At 68.6% G+C, this 15,715-nt stretch carries 15 protein-coding genes; 9 read left to right on the top strand and 6 right to left on the bottom strand.

From position 1 onward, the window contains the following. Positions 1-54: 54 nt before the first annotated feature. Positions 55-1,290, top strand: a complete 1,236-nt coding sequence (locus E7T09_RS15195) for an erythromycin esterase family protein (RefSeq protein ID WP_136390032.1) — start codon at positions 55-57, stop codon at positions 1,288-1,290. Between the two features lie 79 nt (positions 1,291-1,369). Here the strand turns inward: E7T09_RS15195 and E7T09_RS15200 are convergent, their stop codons facing one another. Beyond that, on the bottom strand, positions 1,370-2,203 hold the full coding sequence (locus tag E7T09_RS15200; RefSeq protein ID WP_240741816.1) for a hypothetical protein: 834 nt from the start codon (positions 2,201-2,203) through the stop codon (positions 1,370-1,372). A gap of 194 nt (positions 2,204-2,397) precedes the next feature. Between E7T09_RS15200 and acnA the strand changes: the two genes are divergently transcribed. The 4 genes from acnA (at position 2,398) to E7T09_RS15220 (ending at position 7,787) form a co-directional block, all read left to right on the top strand. Beyond that, positions 2,398-5,109 carry an aconitate hydratase AcnA gene (gene acnA / locus E7T09_RS15205; RefSeq protein WP_136390034.1) on the top strand — a complete coding sequence of 904 codons (2,712 nt, stop codon included), beginning with the start codon at positions 2,398-2,400 and terminating at the stop codon, positions 5,107-5,109. A gap of 238 nt (positions 5,110-5,347) precedes the next feature. Next, a complete protein-coding gene (locus E7T09_RS15210) occupies positions 5,348-5,602 on the top strand; it encodes a hypothetical protein (RefSeq protein ID WP_136390035.1) in 255 nt (84 codons plus the stop codon). Between the two features lie 19 nt (positions 5,603-5,621). Then, positions 5,622-7,442: a glycosyl hydrolase 53 family protein gene (locus tag E7T09_RS15215; RefSeq protein WP_136390036.1), complete on the top strand. Its 1,821-nt coding sequence runs from the start codon at positions 5,622-5,624 to the stop codon at positions 7,440-7,442. Between the two features lie 18 nt (positions 7,443-7,460). Next, positions 7,461-7,787 carry an HNH endonuclease gene (locus E7T09_RS15220; RefSeq protein WP_136390037.1) on the top strand — a complete coding sequence of 109 codons (327 nt, stop codon included), beginning with the start codon at positions 7,461-7,463 and terminating at the stop codon, positions 7,785-7,787. Positions 7,788-7,796: 9 nt separating this feature from the next. On the opposite strand, the gene E7T09_RS15225 is transcribed toward E7T09_RS15220, so the two are convergent. Further along, complete coding sequence (locus tag E7T09_RS15225; RefSeq protein WP_136390038.1) at positions 7,797-8,144, bottom strand: heavy metal-binding domain-containing protein; 348 nt, start codon at positions 8,142-8,144, stop codon at positions 7,797-7,799. Between the two features lie 39 nt (positions 8,145-8,183). Continuing rightward, complete coding sequence (locus tag E7T09_RS15230; RefSeq protein ID WP_136390039.1) at positions 8,184-8,579, bottom strand: hypothetical protein; 396 nt, start codon at positions 8,577-8,579, stop codon at positions 8,184-8,186. 124 nt (positions 8,580-8,703) lie between these two features. On the opposite strand from E7T09_RS15230, the gene E7T09_RS15235 reads away from it, so the two are divergent. After that, complete coding sequence (locus E7T09_RS15235) at positions 8,704-10,089, top strand: S8 family serine peptidase (RefSeq protein ID WP_136390040.1); 1,386 nt, start codon at positions 8,704-8,706, stop codon at positions 10,087-10,089. Positions 10,090-10,197: 108 nt separating this feature from the next. Here E7T09_RS15235 and E7T09_RS15240 read toward each other — a convergent pair whose 3' ends face one another. The 3 genes from E7T09_RS15240 to E7T09_RS15250 all read right to left on the bottom strand — a co-directional run bounded on the left by E7T09_RS15240 (position 10,198) and on the right by E7T09_RS15250 (position 12,420). Then, complete coding sequence (locus E7T09_RS15240; protein ID WP_240741817.1) at positions 10,198-10,458, bottom strand: hypothetical protein; 261 nt, start codon at positions 10,456-10,458, stop codon at positions 10,198-10,200. Positions 10,459-10,531: 73 nt separating this feature from the next. Continuing rightward, on the bottom strand, positions 10,532-11,656 hold the full coding sequence (locus E7T09_RS15245) for an enolase C-terminal domain-like protein (RefSeq protein WP_136390042.1): 1,125 nt from the start codon (positions 11,654-11,656) through the stop codon (positions 10,532-10,534). Further along, complete coding sequence (locus E7T09_RS15250) at positions 11,653-12,420, bottom strand: ATPase (protein ID WP_370293986.1); 768 nt, start codon at positions 12,418-12,420, stop codon at positions 11,653-11,655. The genes E7T09_RS15245 and E7T09_RS15250 overlap by 4 nt, the downstream gene beginning before the upstream one ends. A gap of 118 nt (positions 12,421-12,538) precedes the next feature. Here E7T09_RS15250 and E7T09_RS22465 point away from each other — a divergent pair, with 118 nt between their 5' ends. From E7T09_RS22465 to E7T09_RS15260, 3 genes are all read left to right on the top strand, one after another. Beyond that, a complete protein-coding gene (locus E7T09_RS22465) occupies positions 12,539-12,670 on the top strand; it encodes a hypothetical protein (RefSeq protein WP_255578435.1) in 132 nt (43 codons plus the stop codon). A 46-nt stretch (positions 12,671-12,716) separates the two neighbouring features. Beyond that, entirely contained in the window at positions 12,717-14,414 is a 1,698-nt protein-coding gene (locus E7T09_RS15255; RefSeq protein ID WP_136390043.1) for a PRC-barrel domain-containing protein, read from the top strand. A 72-nt stretch (positions 14,415-14,486) separates the two neighbouring features. Next, on the top strand, positions 14,487-15,698 hold the full coding sequence (locus tag E7T09_RS15260) for a cysteine desulfurase-like protein (RefSeq protein WP_136390044.1): 1,212 nt from the start codon (positions 14,487-14,489) through the stop codon (positions 15,696-15,698). Positions 15,699-15,715 lie beyond the last annotated feature (17 nt).

The following is a 15,715-nucleotide window of genomic DNA, read 5'->3' on the forward strand; positions in this document are numbered from 1 at the left end:
ACAGGAATGCTGGAGGAGCCAAAGCGGGCGCGCCCTCTGGCACAGGAGCCGCACATGCCAAACCGAACGCCGTCCTCGCCGGGCTGGGCACTCACCCCGCCGTCCGCTGCCCTTCACGCCTTCCTGGGCACCCTGCCCACCCCGCCCCGCCTGCTTGGCCTGGGCGAACCGAGCCACGCCATCGACGCGTTCCCAGCGTGGGCCCACCGCCTGCTCCGAACGCTGGTCGAGGAACATGGCTACCTTTCCATTGCCATCGAGAGTGATGCCATTGCTGGCCTGCGGGTGAACGACCACGTCATGACCGGCCGAGGCACCGTGGATGACGTCCTGTTTACCGGGTTCAGCCACGGCTTCGGGGCCCGGCCAGCCAACCGGGCACTGGTCGAGTGGCTGCGGGACTTCAATACGAACCGTGATCCTGCCGATCAGGTGCGGTTCTACGGCTTCGATGCCTCCACTGAGACCATGTGGGCGGCCAGCCCGCGCGCGTCCCTGCTGGCCCTCCATGGCTTCCTGGCAGCGCACCTGCCTGCGCTGCCCGCCGACGAAGCCACCATTGTCCGCCTGTGCGGAGACGACGCGCGCTGGACGAACCGGGCCGCCGCGATGGACGCCACGCAGTCCGTGGGGGCCGACGGGCACGCCCGGAGCCTGCGCTGGCTGGCCGATGACCTGCAGAGCATTCTGGAAGCGGAACTGGCCCGGCTGTCCGCGCACCCCGACGCCCTGTGGCATGCCCGCATGCACGCCCGGACGGCCCTGGGGCTGCTGCGTTATCACGCCGTGATGGCCGACGCGGCGCCCCACCGCCTGGCCCGCATGCTCACGCTGCGGGACGCGGTCATGGCCGATCACCTGCGTGCCCTGGCCGAACGTGAGGCGCCGCGCGGCCCGACCCTAGTCTTCGCCCACAACCAGCACCTGCACCGTCACCTCAACCAGTGGCGGTTCGGAGGACAGGTGCTGGACTGGTGCCCCGTCGGCGTTCGCTTGACCGAACGGCTGGGCGACCGCTACGCCTTCATCGTCACGGCCGTCGGCGAGGGCGAGGGCCTGCCGGTGCCGGCGCCGGACACCGTGGAAGGTTGGTTGACTGGGCAGTCAACGTCGCCCCGGCTGTACGCCACGCGCGACCTGCTGCCCACCGTTCCCGAGTCCCTGAGGAGACGGACGGACACGGCCGGGAACCACGCCTATTCCCCCATGAAACCCGAACACCTCCAGCAGACGGACGGGGTGCTCTTCCTCCCCAGGGTCGGGCCGCCGATGTCCACGCCGGCAGGGTGATCCGAGCGACGGCTGGCCGACAGCTTGGGCGAGTCCATCCCCCACTCCCTTCAAACCGAGTTCCGGGGTGGTTGCGATGTCAGCCCTTCACTTCCGCCACGAGGTTCAGCACGGCCTTCTTCAGGAATGGAGCCCCCTGACCCTCGGCCAGCAGCTCGCCGGTCGCGCCGTCCACGATGCGCGCCTGGGCCCGGGCCGCGCCGCCGCCATCGCGTTCCACGACGATCTCGATGCGCTGCCCCGGCCCCAAGGCCTGTCCGGCGTAGTTCACGCACCAGTCGGTCCAGTTCACGTTCTCCACGGGAGCCTTGTTGGCCTTCGCCTCCTGTTTCTCGTGGTAGGCGTGCGTTCTCTGATCCACGTGCGTGCGGATGACCTCGAAGCGCTCGGGGCTGCTCAGCGACTCGAAGGGCACCTCGTCGCCGCTGTGCGGGTGATGCACCGTGGATTCCGGCGTGAGCTTCTGCACCACGTTCGCCATGATCCGCACCTCGGCCGGGTGGGCGGAGGCGTCCCAGGGCAGGTCGTCATCTGCTCCCCCGGCGGCCTCCACCAGCCGGGCGACCATGCGCCGCTGCTCGGGCTCCAGCTCGGTCAGGATCTTAGCGGCAGGTTTCAGGGCGCGGGCCTGCCGCTCACTCTGCGGGGCGATGCCCAGGGGTTCGAGCACCCGGGCGGTCTCGGCGGCGTCGATCAGGCGGCCGGCCTGCGTGCGCGTGAAGCCCCAGCGCTGTTCCAGGTACTCCTCGAAACTCTCGAAGCTGGCGCGGTACAGCTGGTTGTCGCGGATCTGGGCGAGCGCCTCGCCGGTCCGCTGGAAGTCGCGCAGGCCGTCGCGCACGGTGCGTTCCAGGGCGTCCATGCGGGCGCGCTCGTGGGGTTCCAGGGCGGTCGGGGCGGGGGAGACGTGCATGGTCATCAGGGGAAACCTCGGAGGAGTGGGATGTCGGGCGCAGGGTAGCAAACGCATCTGTTGTCCCTGGAGTGGTTACATTAAATCGGCGTCCGTGCCTGTCCCGGTAACGCCCGGCAGCACAGCGGGCAGGCTTATGATGGGTGGGCAAAAAGCCCACGACCCACATCCGGCGGGCAAGGAGGAGTTCCACCATGGCGATGAATCTGTTCGGAGCGCGCGACACGCTCACCACCAAGAGCGGCCAGAAACTGTACTTCTACAACCTCCAGAAATTCGCGGAGCAGGGCCACGACATCAGCAAGCTCCCCGTGAGCATCAAGGTGCTGCTCGAAAGCGTGCTGCGCGAGGCCAACGATTACGACGTCCGGCGCGAGGACGTCACCACCGTCGCCGGCTGGAGCCCCAAAAACGACGAGGTGGAGATTCCCTTCAAGCCCGCCCGCGTGATCCTGCAGGACTTCACCGGCGTGCCCGCCGTGGTCGATCTGGCTGCTATGCGAAGCGCGATGGTTGCCCTGGGCGGCGACCCCAGCAAGATCAACCCGCTGATCCCGGTGGATCTGGTCATCGACCATAGCGTGCAGGTGGACGAGTTCGGCACCGACTTCGCGCTGGCGAACAACATGGCCCTGGAGTTCGAGCGCAACCGCGAGCGCTACGAGTTCCTGCGCTGGGGCCAGCAGGCCTTCGACAACTTCGGTGTCGTGCCGCCCGCCTCCGGCATCGTGCACCAGGTCAACCTGGAGTACCTCGCCAAGGGCGTGCAGAGCCGCCCCGAGGACGACGGCGTGGTCGTGTACCCCGACAGCCTCGTCGGTACCGATTCGCACACCACCATGATCAACGGCCTGGGCATTGTGGGCTGGGGCGTCGGCGGGATCGAGGCCGAGGCCGTCATGCTGGGCCAGCCCATCTACATGCTGATGCCCGAGGTGATCGGCTTCAAGATCACTGGGGCCATGCCCGAAGGCGCCACCGCCACCGACCTCGCGCTGCGCGTGACCGAGATGCTGCGCGTCAAGGGCGTGGTGGGCAAGTTCGTGGAGTTCTACGGTGCGGGCCTGAGCAACATGACCCTGCCGGACCGGGCCACCATTGCCAACATGGCCCCCGAGTACGGCGCGACCATGGGCTTCTTCCCGGTGGACGACGAGGCGCTGCGTTACCTGCGCCGCACCGGCCGCCTGGAAGACGAGATCGAGCTGGTCGAGTCGTACTACAAGGCCCAGGGCATGTTCCGCACCGACGCCACGCCCGATCCCGTGTTCACGGACACCATCGAACTCGACCTGGGCACCATCGTCCCCAGCCTCGCTGGCCCCAAGCGCCCGCAGGATCGCGTGAACCTGTCCGACATGCACACCGTGTTCGCGGACGCGCTGACTGCTCCGATCAAGGGTCGCGGCTTCGAATTGAGCGCCGACAAGCTCGCCGCGCAGGGCACCATCGGCGGCACCGACCTGAAGATCGGGCACGGCGCCGTCACCCTGGCCAGCATCACATCCTGCACGAACACCAGCAACCCCAGCGTGCTGATCGCCGCCGGTCTGGTCGCCAAGAAGGCCGTCGAACTGGGCCTGAAGAGCCAGCCGTGGGTCAAGACCAGCCTCGCCCCGGGCAGCCGCGTGGTCACCGAGTACCTGGAAGCCGCCGGGCTCCAGACGTACCTCGACCAGATCGGCTTCAATACGGTCGGCTACGGCTGCATGACCTGCATCGGCAACAGCGGCCCGCTGCCCGAACCCGTCGTGCAGGCCATCCAGGAAGGCGACCTCGTGGCCGCCAGCGTCCTGTCGGGCAACCGCAACTTCGAGGGCCGCGTGAACCCGCACATCCGCGCGAACTACCTGGCCTCGCCGCCGCTGGTCGTGGCCTACGCCCTGGCGGGCACCGTCGTGAACGACATCGTGAACGACCCCATCGGCACCGGCAAGGACGGCCAGAAGGTCTACCTGCGCGACATCTGGCCCACCGCCAGCGAAATCCAGACCGTCATGGATGGCGCGATCAACGCCGAGATGTTCCGTAAGGTCTACGACGGCATCGAGAAGAGCAACGCCGACTGGAACGCCATTCCCGTCGCCGAGGGCGCCCTGTTCGACTGGAAGGAAGACAGCACATACATCCAGAACCCGCCCTTCTTCGACAACCTCGCCGGCGGCCCCAGCGACATCATCAGCATCGAGGGAGCCCGCGCCCTGGTGAAGGTCGGCGACAGCGTCACCACGGATCACATCAGCCCGGCCGGTTCCTTCAAGGCCGACACGCCCGCCGGGAAGTTCCTGGCCGAACGCGGCATTGCGCCCAAGGACTTCAACTCCTACGGCAGCCGCCGGGGCAACGACCGCATCATGACGCGCGGCACCTTCGCCAACATCCGCCTGAAGAACCAGCTCGCGCCCGGCACCGAAGGCGGCTTCACCACCGACTACACCACCGGGCAGGTCAGCAGCATCTACGACGCCAGCGTGAACTACAAGGCCAGTAACATTCCCCTGGTCATCTTCGCGGGCAAGGACTACGGCATGGGCAGCAGCCGCGACTGGGCCGCCAAGGGCACCTTCCTGCTGGGTGTGAAGGCCGTGATCGCCGAGAGTTTCGAGCGTATCCACCGCAGCAACCTGGTCGGCATGGGCGTGCTGCCCCTGCAATACAAGAACGGTGAGACCGCCGACAGCCTGGGGATTACCGGCGATGAGACCTTCGACGTGATCCTGCCCGGCGACTTGAAGCCCCGCCAGGACGTGGTCGTGAAGGTCACGCCGCAGAACGGCCCCACCCGCGAGATCACCGTGCAGTGCCGCATCGACACCCCTGTGGAGATCGACTACTACAAGAACGGCGGGATTCTCCAGACCGTATTGCGCGGCATTTTGGCGAAGGGGAACGAAGTCAAGGCCTGAGCCTGAACGCTCTATACCGCAATGGAAAAGCCCCGCCTGGGAAACTGGGCGGGGCTTATACGATGGTTGCAGGCTTGCCCGGACAGGCTCGCCGCTCCAAGACGTCAGGGATCTGAACCCTTCAGCTGGCTCTCTTCCCTCGCTGAAGCAAAGGTTACGCCGCCACAAGTTTTGCCGGGACGCCCGAAGGCAAATGACGGGCGGTGTGCGCGACCATCATTTCGGCGATCGGGATGCCATGAGCGTCATCGATTCGGGATATTCACTCGGGGTTGTGTTAGGGTTCACACTTTGCGATCAGTGTTCGATCCTGTCCTCTCGTTGCTCTGTTCCTGCCGTGGCGAACGTGGCCGATTTTATTGTGAATGCCGCTACGACTGTTAGGGTTAACAGCCCGTACGGTGGGCGGGTCGAACCATTCAATTCCATGCCGCGCCGCGCGGTGATCCTCACGCTTGTCGTCTGCCGTGCTGGTGCTCGCGCGGCGGCCTGACCGTCCCAGGAGCTGACCCATGACCCGACCCACCTCGTTCCGCTGTGCCGTCCTCGCTCTGTCGCTCGCCGTGTCCTGCTCTGCCGTCTCCCGCGCGGCCTCCGTGCAGGACTTCATCAAGGGCGTGGACATCTCGACCCTTCAGGCGCTGGAGGACAAGGGCATCGCGTTCTCTGACGCGGGAAAGAAGGAGGATCTGCTGGCGATCCTGAAGGCGCATGGCGTGAATTACGTGCGCCTGCGCGTGTGGAACCATCCCACGGAATCCGGCGGCTACAACGACAAGGCGAAGCTCCTGCTGCTCGCGCCGCGCGTGAAGGCGGCGGGCCTGAAGCTGCTGGTGGACTTCCATTACTCGGATTTCTGGGCTGATCCGGGAAAGCAGGTCAAGCCGGCGGCGTGGGCGAACCTCAGCGGCGCGAAGTTGCAGCAGGCGGTGTACGACTACACGAAGGACGTGCTGAGTGGCCTGAAGGTCGTGAACGCCTACCCGGACATGGTGCAGATCGGCAACGAGATCAACAGCGGAATGCTCCTCCCGGACGGCGCGGTGGGGAACTTTGATGGTCTGGCGGGCCTGCTCAAGCAGGGTGTGGAGGCGGTGCGCGACACGACGCCGGCGGGGCAGCACACGAAGGTCATGATCCACCTCGCCAATGGGGGAGACAACGCCACGTTCGTGCACTTCTTCGATCAGGTGAAGGCCCGCGGGATTGATTACGACGTGATCGGCCTGTCGTACTACCCCTACTGGCACGGGACGTTCCAGGAGCTGAAGGCGAATCTCGCCGATCTGGCCGGGCGCTATGGCAAGGAGCTCGTGGTGGCCGAGACGGCGTACCCATACACGCTGGCGAACGGCGATACAAGCGAGAGGAACATCGCCGGGCAAAAGGAGACGGACACCGTGGGCCTGTCGGCCTCGGTGGCAAACCAGAAACTGGTCGTTCAGACGGTACTGAATACCGTGGCCAGCGTGCCAGGCGGGCTGGGTCTGGGCGCGTTCTACTGGGAGCCTGCGTGGCTGCCCGGTGTCGGCTGGAAGACCGGGGAGACGAACGGCTGGGAGAACCAGGCCATGTTCGACTTCAAGGGGAATGCACTGGACTCGCTGAACGCCTTCCGGTTCACGCCGGGCAGCCTGGGGGCGGCCGCTCCCGTGGCCGTGCTCGCCCCGCCACCCGTGACGGTAGCGAAGGGCCTCACGCCTACCCTCCCCGAGAAGGTGAATGTCCTGTACAGCGAGGGCAGCATCAAACCCATGCCCGTGACGTGGAGCGCCGTATCCACCGCGACGCCGGGCGGGTTCACCGTATCCGGTACCGTCGCAGACCTGCCGCAGAAGGCGACGCTGGCGCTCACGGTGACGGCCGCGGCGGTTCCGGCACAGACGAATTCCGCACAGGCGAACCTCGTGCAGAATCCGGGGTTCGAGGACGACCTGGCGCATTGGACGCTGACCGGCACGGACGCCGGGAAGATCGACAGCAAGGCCGGGAACGCGCACGGCGGCGCGAAGGCCTTCAACTACTGGTACGGCACGCCCTTCGCGTACACCCTGAATCAGACCCTCACGGGTCTGAAGGACGGCACGTACACGCTGCGCGCGTGGGCGTCCGGCCTGGGCGGCGACACGAAGGTCGCCCTGACCGCGCAGGGAGCGGGCGGTGCGCTCCGCACACCGATCACCAATACCGGCTGGAATGTCTGGAAGCTGTACACCGTGGAGAACATCCACGTGACCGGCGGCACGCTGACCATCGGCTTCGACGTGGCCGCACCCGGCGGAGTCTGGGGCTTCTTCGACGACGTGGAACTCGTGCCGGTGGCCGGGAACTGAGCACCGTATCCTGCGCGCATGGCACGTAAACGTGGAGAAGAGAGCTGGTACGCGGAACCCAAACCCCCGGAAGTGTGCGTGCTGTGCGGGCGCGAGGCCCCGAACCTCACTGACCACCACCTGGTGCCCAAATCGCAGGGCCGCCGCCAGGGCGTGAAACTGGGCGACATTCCCACCGTGAAGATGTGCCCGGCGTGCCAGGGGTACCTCAGCAAGACCTTCAGCAATGCGGAACTGGCCAACGAACTGAACACCGTGGAGGCCATCCTGGCGCGCGAGGAGGTTCAGAAGTTCGTGAAGTGGGTGCAGAAGCAGCCGATGACCAGGGGCGTGCGGGTGCACTGATAGCGGCGCTCACCGGTCATCGAGGCTGATGGTGATGCCCACCGGCGCCATGGCAGGGGCCGTGGCCGGGGTGTCCACCTGCGTCACGCTGGTGCCGGCGGCCAGGAATTCGAACACCTGTTTGTCCCAGTGCCGGGCCTGCTCAGTGAATTTCACGCCGATGATGCCTGTCGCGCCGTCGTTGATGGCCTCGGCCTGCATGCGGTCCATGGCCAGTTCGCGGGCGTGGTAGATGGCCTGGGTGTACTGTTCCAGTTCACCGTTTCGCGTGGGTTTCTGATAGGAATAGTTGCCCTGCGCCGCCACGTGATACACGCAGTTGCCTATCACCAGACTGACCGGCCGGAAGCCGATCACTCCGTTGGGTCGTCCGTTCGCGGCGCTGCACGGGTGGAATTACGGGGATGCATGCACGGTGAGCGCCGCGCCGCAGGCCGTGGTGTTGACGAGGTTGGTCATGCCGCCCAGCGTGACCGGTGTGGACGTGATGGTGCGGACATCGCTGCCGGGAACTCGGCGCCCGTCTGGCAGGGTCACGGTCACGTCCCCGGCGGCGAGGGCGTCAGTCCACGAGGGGCAGATCGCCTGCACGCCCGTGATGGTGCCCCGGATGGTCTCGCCGGAAGCCAGGGTCAGGAGGGCGGGCGTACTGAGGCTCAGGGTGGCGTCGCCCGGCGGGGGAGCCGCGGTGGCGGCGGGCGCGGCGCCGCCCGAATGGGCCATCAGCCACCACACGCCGGAGAGGAGCACGCTCAGGATCGCCCAGGCCGCCTGGTTGCGGAGGAACTTCATGGTTCAGGGTACGCGCCGGCGTGGTCTCGGTGGAGGTTCGGCGTGCGTGATGGGCCACTCGCTAGGTCTGTGAGGGCTGGACGCGGTTCACTGTCCCATCAGCCCGAAGCGGTATATGTGTGCCATGACCTTCACGAGGGCGGCCCTGGCGCTGCCATGCCTGCCCCTGCTGCTGCTGGCCTGTTCGGCCCCGACCACGCCAGTGCCGGTCGTGGTCTGCCCCCAGTCCGTGTCTACGGGCCTGTCGGCTTCCAGCCTGCAGACCCCCGGCGCGCTGTCGTCGTTGGGGGTGGCCCAGGCGGTGGCGGCCGCCTCGCCCGTGGCGGCGAACTGGTCGGCACCGCATGTGGCAGGGCGGGTGCTGGTCACGACAGGTGCTGGTTCGGGCGCGCCGTCCCTGAGGGCACAGTCTCTCGAGGCGTTGGGGGCCGTGTCGGTGCAGACGGTCATGCCGGGCCTGCTGCGTGTGGCGACGCCAACCGGACAGTCCGATCAGGTGTTCGCGGCGGGCCTGAGGGCAGCGGGCCTGCATGTGCAGCCGGATTACCTGTACCGGGCCCTGGCCACGCCGGATGATCCCGGGGCACCCGGCAACAAGGGCATTACGGTCGCGACCGCGCAGGGCACCAAGACCATGAACCAGACGTACTTGACCCGGATCGCCGCTCCGCAGGCCTGGGCGTTCCTGAGGGCCTGCGGCAAGACCCCGGCTGCCGCGTCGACCGCCATGCTGGATACGGCGGTCGACACCACGCACCCGGAATTGCAGGGCCGGATCGTCAACCAGATGTCCTACCTGCCCTCCACCTTCACCCAGACACAGGATCACGGCACGGCGACCACCGGTGTGCTCGGGGCGACCACGAACAACGGCGCCGGATTGGCGGGCCTCACGTGGAGCGGGCCGGTGGTGTCGGTGGAGGTGCTGGGAGCCGAGGGCACGTCTACCTCAGCGGTCGCGCAGGGCGTGAACTACGCCGTGCAGAAGGGCGCGAAGGTCATCAACATGAGCCTGGGAGCGGCCGGGATCACCTCCGACTCGGTGCTCGACGCGGCCCTGACGGCCGCTGCGAATTCCGCCGTGCTGGTCGCGGCGGCGGGGAACACGCCGGGGGACGGCGTGTATTACCCGGCCAGTCACCCGGATGTGATCGCGGTCGGCGCTGTGGGCGTCAAGGACTCGGTGCTGGCGTGCTACAGCGCGCGGCCGTCGGCCAAGCTGCCGCGCAAGTTGGACATCGTCGCTCCGGGCGGCGCGAGCTACGGCACGTGTGCTGGCACGGTCGCCACGGATGACCTGCTGCTGCTCGCTCCGGGCGGCGGGTACGCCCTGGAGGCCGGGACGAGTTTCTCGGCCCCGCTGGTGAGCGGGGTGGCCGCCCTGATGCGCGCCGCGAATCCCGCGCTGACGGCTGCCCAGACGAAGACGCTGCTGCTGGGCAGCGTGAACAGCGCCGGCGGTCTCCCCCTGCTGGACGCGAACGCGGCCGTGCAGGCGGCCACCCACTGATCGGCGAGTCAGAAGATCGCCCGGAGAAGGACCGGGAAAAGCGCGCCCTGCTCGTGGCTGGGGCGCGCTCGTTGTGGTGCTCTGGGTGATCCTGGGTCAGGATGGCAGTCAGCGCTGGTGGGATCGGGATTCGGGGGCCAGCGTCGGGGTCTGGAGGTGATGCACCAGCAGGAAGAACACGACGGTGGCGTGCACGGCAAGCAGGGCGAACAGTGGCGCCCCCTGCTGCGTGAAGTACCCGTACGAGCCGAGCAGCTGGAACAGGGTCATGACCAGCAGCGCGCGCGGGCGGCGGTCGTGGAAGCGCAGGTAGGCGTACGTGCCCGCGCCCATGCTGAAGAGCAGCGGGAAGAAGAGTGTATTAAGCATTTCTTGACCCATGCCTCATTGTCGTCTTCACACTCTTGCAAATTTGTGACTTGCCCGCAGCCCGTTCCCAGGGTCACACGCGGTAACGGGCCACGCGCTCCGGGTCGAGGGCATGGTCGCGCAGAGCCGGAACATCGAGCCAGCCGTCGTTGAAGGTCACAGGTGCGCTTAGCAGATCCTCCCGCAGCTTGAGCACGAAGCTCAGTTCGCACGGCTCGGTCACCTCGCCCTGAGTAGACAGGAGCGCGGCGTGCAGGGTGCCCAGGCCACTGCTCGCCTGCGAGCCCACCATGCCGCGCCGGCCCTGCGCAGAGGCGCGGCGCAGCATGCCCAGGCCGTCCGTGAAGCCGTTGCGGGCCGTTTTCACATTCAGGATGTCGAAAGTGCCGAAGTCCAGTTCGCGTTCCAGATCGGCGGGTGTGAAACAGGAATCGTCCGCGACGATGGGCAGCACGCCCTGCGCGTGCAACTCGGCGCGGGCCCGCAGGTCGCGCACGGGCAGCGGTTCCTCCACGTAGGTCAGGCCCGCGTCCTTCATGGCCGCCAGGATGTCCGGCGCGCGGTCGGCCGTCAGGGTCTCGTTCGAGTCGGCGTACAGCTGCACGGCGTCCCCGTATTCGGCCCGCAGGTCGCGGATCACCGCGAGGTCCTTGACGTGGTTCCGGCCGACCTTCACCTTCAGGCAGCGCACGCCCGCCGCCACGACCTCGCGCGCCTCGGCGAGCATGTCGGCGGGCGGCGCGATGCCCAGGATGAAACTGACGCGCACACGGAGATTGGGCCCCAGGAGGGTGTCGAACAGGCTCGTGCCCTGGGCGCGGGCGCGGGCGTCGTGCAGGGCCATGTCGAGGGCTCCGCGCGCCGTGTGGTTGTTCGCCACCGAGTTCCGCCCCCGGTTCAGGGCGGCCGTGTCCGCAATGTCCACGCCGCGCAGGCTGCCCTCCAGGTGGGCCAGGATGGCGACCACGCTCGCGGGCGTCTCGCCGTAGATGGTCGGGCGCGGCGGGGCCTCCGCGATGCCCACCGTGCCGTCCGAGAGGGTCACCCGCACCAGGACGTGCTCGGCGGCGGTCATGGCCGAGTGCGCGCCCCACGCCAGCGCCGACCGCAGCGGCAGCCGGAAGGGCCAGCCCTCGACGCGCTGCACGGTCACGCCCGTCGGCATGAAGTCCGTGCCCGGCGTGTCCGGGCCGGTCATGCCCACGCCCGCACAGCCTGCCCGACCTGTGCGGCGTCCAGCGCCACGGTATCCAGCAGCAGGGCCCGCTGCGGCCCGAGGGTGCCCAGGAAGGCCTCGGCGGCGGCCGGATCGTAATTGCGGCGCTCGCTCACCACGATCCGCACCTTCGCGAGCACGTCGGCTGGCGCGAACCCCTCGCCTGGCAGGGCTGCCAGGGCGTCCCGCTGCTCCGGCGTGAACACGCTGTCGATCCCGGTCAGGGCGTCCAGGGCGGCGCGCAGGTCTGTGCCGGTCGCGCCGCCCTTCACGCGGTCGAAACTGTCGGCGCGGCCCAGCAGGCGTCGCACCCGCACGCTGTCCGGCGCGCCCAGCGCCACGAAGCGCCACGCGGGGTAGGTGGTCGCCGCGTACTGCACCTCGTCCAGGCCGCGCAGGCCGTCGAACACCGGCCGCTGCCCCCAGTGGCGGGTGTCGCCCACCAGGGATCCCAGCGCCTGCGCCATGCCGCCCGGATGCCCCTGGCGGTACGCGGCGGTCAGGCGGAAGCGTTCCTCACGGTCTGCCACGCCCTGCGGCGCGTGCGGCAGGATCATCACGGCGTCCGTCACGCGGCGGCGGTCCGGCAGCACGCGTTCGCCGCCCAGGGCGCCCAGCGCGGTGCTCTTGCCCACGCCGGTCACGCCCACCAGCACGGTCAGCGCGAGGTCGCCCAGCCGCGCCTCGAAGGTGGCCGGGGGTGGCGGTTCAGTCCGCAGGAAGGGCAGGGTCATGCTGGCGGTCACGTCCCAGAGGCTACAGGCAAGCGCGCATAAAGGCGCACGCAAGGTTCAGTCAAGTGACCGTAAGTGGCTGGCATGACCGGCCGGTCAGCCGCGTCCATACACTGACCCTGGAGGCTCTATGACCCGACTCAAAGGCAGCTCAGGCGGCGGTGGCCGCTGGTGGCTGATCATCCTGATCCTCGTGATCCTGTTCCTGCTCGTCTACTTCCTGTACCTCAAGCCCCAGGGCATCCTCAACCTCGGCTTCTGAGCCACGTTGACTGCCTGTCATCACCCAACCCCCAGGAGGCATGTTCATGATCAAAGGCAAAGACATTCTCGGCCGTCCCATCGTCGCCGTGAACAACGGTGAGAAGGTCGATACCGTGCACGACGTCGTGTTCGACCACAATGCCAACCAGGTGCTGGCCCTGCTCGTTGATGAGGGCGGCTGGTTCAGCGCGGCGAAGGCCGTGCCGTTCGCCAGCATCCGCTCGTTCGGCGAGGACGCCATCATGATCGGCTCGGCCGACGACGTGACCACCAGCCGCGAGGACGGTCAGCTCAAGGACGCGCTGGCCGCCAAGCACAGCCTGATCGGCATGAAACTGCTGACCAGCGACGGGCAGGATCTCGGGCGCATCGCCGACGTGTACTTCGACGAAGAGACCGGGCACGTGCAGGGGTACGAGGCGACCGGCGGGCTGTTCTCGGACATGAGCAGCGGGCGCACCTTCGTGCCAGCGCCCGAGCAGGTGCAGATCGGCGAGGACGCCGCCATCGTTCCCGTAACGGTCGCGGCCGCCATGCAGGAACAGGAACCCGGCGGCATCAAGGGAGCGCTGCAGTCCGCGTCGGCCAGCGTGAAGGACGCCTACGGCAACGTGGCCGAGGGCGTGCAGGGGGCCTACGTCAGCGCGGCCGGTTCGGTGAAGGAGACCTACAGCAATATCGCCGACGCGACCCGCGAACGCCAGAAGGAGTACGTCGTGGGCCGCACCGCCGGCAGCGATCTGCTGCTCGACGACGGCAGCGTGCTCGTTCACAAGGGCGACACCATCACCGCCCTGCAGGCCGAGCGGGCCGACACCGCCGGGAAGCTCACGGCCCTGGCGACCAGCGCCACCGGCGGCACCCTGGCCGACGCCTACGGCACGGCCGTGCAGGGCGTACAGGAGCGCTACGAGGACGTCCGGGACGCCACCGCCGAGCGCCAGAAGGCGTACGTGGTCGGCAAGACCGCCAGCCGCGACATCACCACTGAGGCAGGCGAGGTGATCGTGCCGCAGGGCGCGGTGATCACCACCTTCCAGGCGGATCGGGCCGAGGCGACCGGCAAGCTCGCCGCCCTGACCGCCGCCGCGACCGCCGGAGCACTCAGCACCAGCGCTCAGGCCCTCACGGCACGCGCGGATCTCGATCCGAACGATCCCCAGGCCGCCGTGGGCCGCCGCCTGCAGGCGGACGTCCGCGCGCCCGGCGGCAGCCTCGTCGGCGCGCAGGGGCAGATCGTGACACCCGCGATCCTGGAGCGGGCACGCCACCTGGGCGTGGAGCAGCAACTGCTGGCGGCCACGCGGTCCGGAGGCACGGCGGTCGGTTCCAGTGTGGCCGGAGCGGGCGCGGCCGTGGCTGGCGGTCTCGCGACCGTGTCCGAGGGAGCCAGCGGCCTGCTCGACCGTGCCAAGTCCTGGCTGGGCGACAAGCGCGAGCAGGCCGAGTCGGCCCTCGACGAGCGGCAGCAGGAGGCGCAGGAACAGAAAGTCCGGGACGCCCTGGGCCGTCCCGTGAACCGGGTGATCCTGGCGCCGGACGACTCGATCATCCTGAACGTCGGCGAGATCATCACGCACAAGGCCGTCCAAGCGGCCCGCACGGGCGACGTCCTCGACATCCTGCTCGACAGTGTCAGTAAGGAAGTGCCGGACATCGACCCGCTAGCCAGCCGCCCGCATGAAACGGGCACCGCCGCGCTCGACGGTCAGCCGGATCCGACCGCGCCGCAGCGCAGCTGACCCCAGTTCTTGGCGGGCCGCCCACGCTGAGTGGGCGGCCCGCGCCCTGTGGCTGGCACTATGCTGGGCGGCATGACCACCTCCACGGTTGAAGCTGTCGCCCAGGCAGCCCTGCGCGCGCAGTTCCCCCCGCTGGCGTCGGGCCGCGCATACCTCGACAACGCGGCGGGCGGCCTGCTCCCGGAACGCAGCATCCACGCCGTCACCGCCCACCTCACGCAGTACGGCGCGGTGAACGCCATGCCCTCGCACGAGCCGGGGCGGGTGGTCGCCGGGCTGCGGGGGCAGGCGCGGGCGGGCACGGCCCTGTTCCTGAACGCCGATCCGGCCGACGTGGCCCTGGGGCCGAGCGCCACGGCCCTGGCCTTCCGGGTCGCGGCGGCCCTCGCGCGCGTGTGGGGGCCGGGCGACGAAGTGATCGTGTCGGGCCTGGAGCACGAGGCGAACGCCAGTCCGTGGCGGGAACTGGAGCGCGTGGGCGTGACTGTACGCGTGTGGCACGCCCGGCAGCCGGACATGCGGCTGCACCCGGACGATCTGGCGGCGCTGCTCGGTGCCCGGACGCGGCTGGTCGCGGTGACCGCCGCGAGCAACGTGTTGGGCGTCATGCCGGACATTGCCGCCATCACCGCGCAGGTGCGGGCCGCCGGAGCGTGGACGGCCGTGGATGCCGTCCATGCTGGGCCGCATCTCCTGCCGGACGTCCAGGCCTGGGGAGCGGAGATCGTGACCTTCAGTCCGTACAAGGTCTTCGGCCCGCACCTGGGCGCCCTGTGGCTGCGGCCCGAGGTGCGCGCCACCCTGCCGTGGCCCCGGCTGAGCTTCATGCCGGAGGGCGATATCGCCGGCATCGAGCACGGCACGCCGCAGTTCGAGCTGCTGGCCGGCTGGCTGGGCACCCTGGACTACCTCAGGGAGCTCGGCGGCGCGGAGTCCCTGACGCGTTCCGCACTGGAACAAGCCTACGTGCAGATCGCGGCCCTGGAAGCTCCGGTGGCCGCCCGCCTCGTTCAGGGGCTGCTGGACACGCCCGGCGTCACCGTGTACGGCCCCCAGAACCTCGAGCACCGGGTGGGTACCGTCGCCTTCCGCGTGCACGGCGAGACGCCGGACGCCACCGCCGTCCGCCTCAGCGCGCAGGGAGTAGACGCCGGTGCCGGTCATTTCTACGCCGTGCAGCCCCTCACGGATCTGAACCTGTATCCGCAGGGCGTGGTGCGCGCCAGCATCGCGCACTACACCAGTGTCGACGACGTGAACCGGCTGCTCTCGGCGCTGGGGTGACCGCCGCCCGCCCGCCG

It is taken from the genome of Deinococcus sp. KSM4-11, from assembly GCF_004801415.1.
Classification (GTDB): Bacteria; Deinococcota; Deinococci; order Deinococcales; family Deinococcaceae; genus Deinococcus.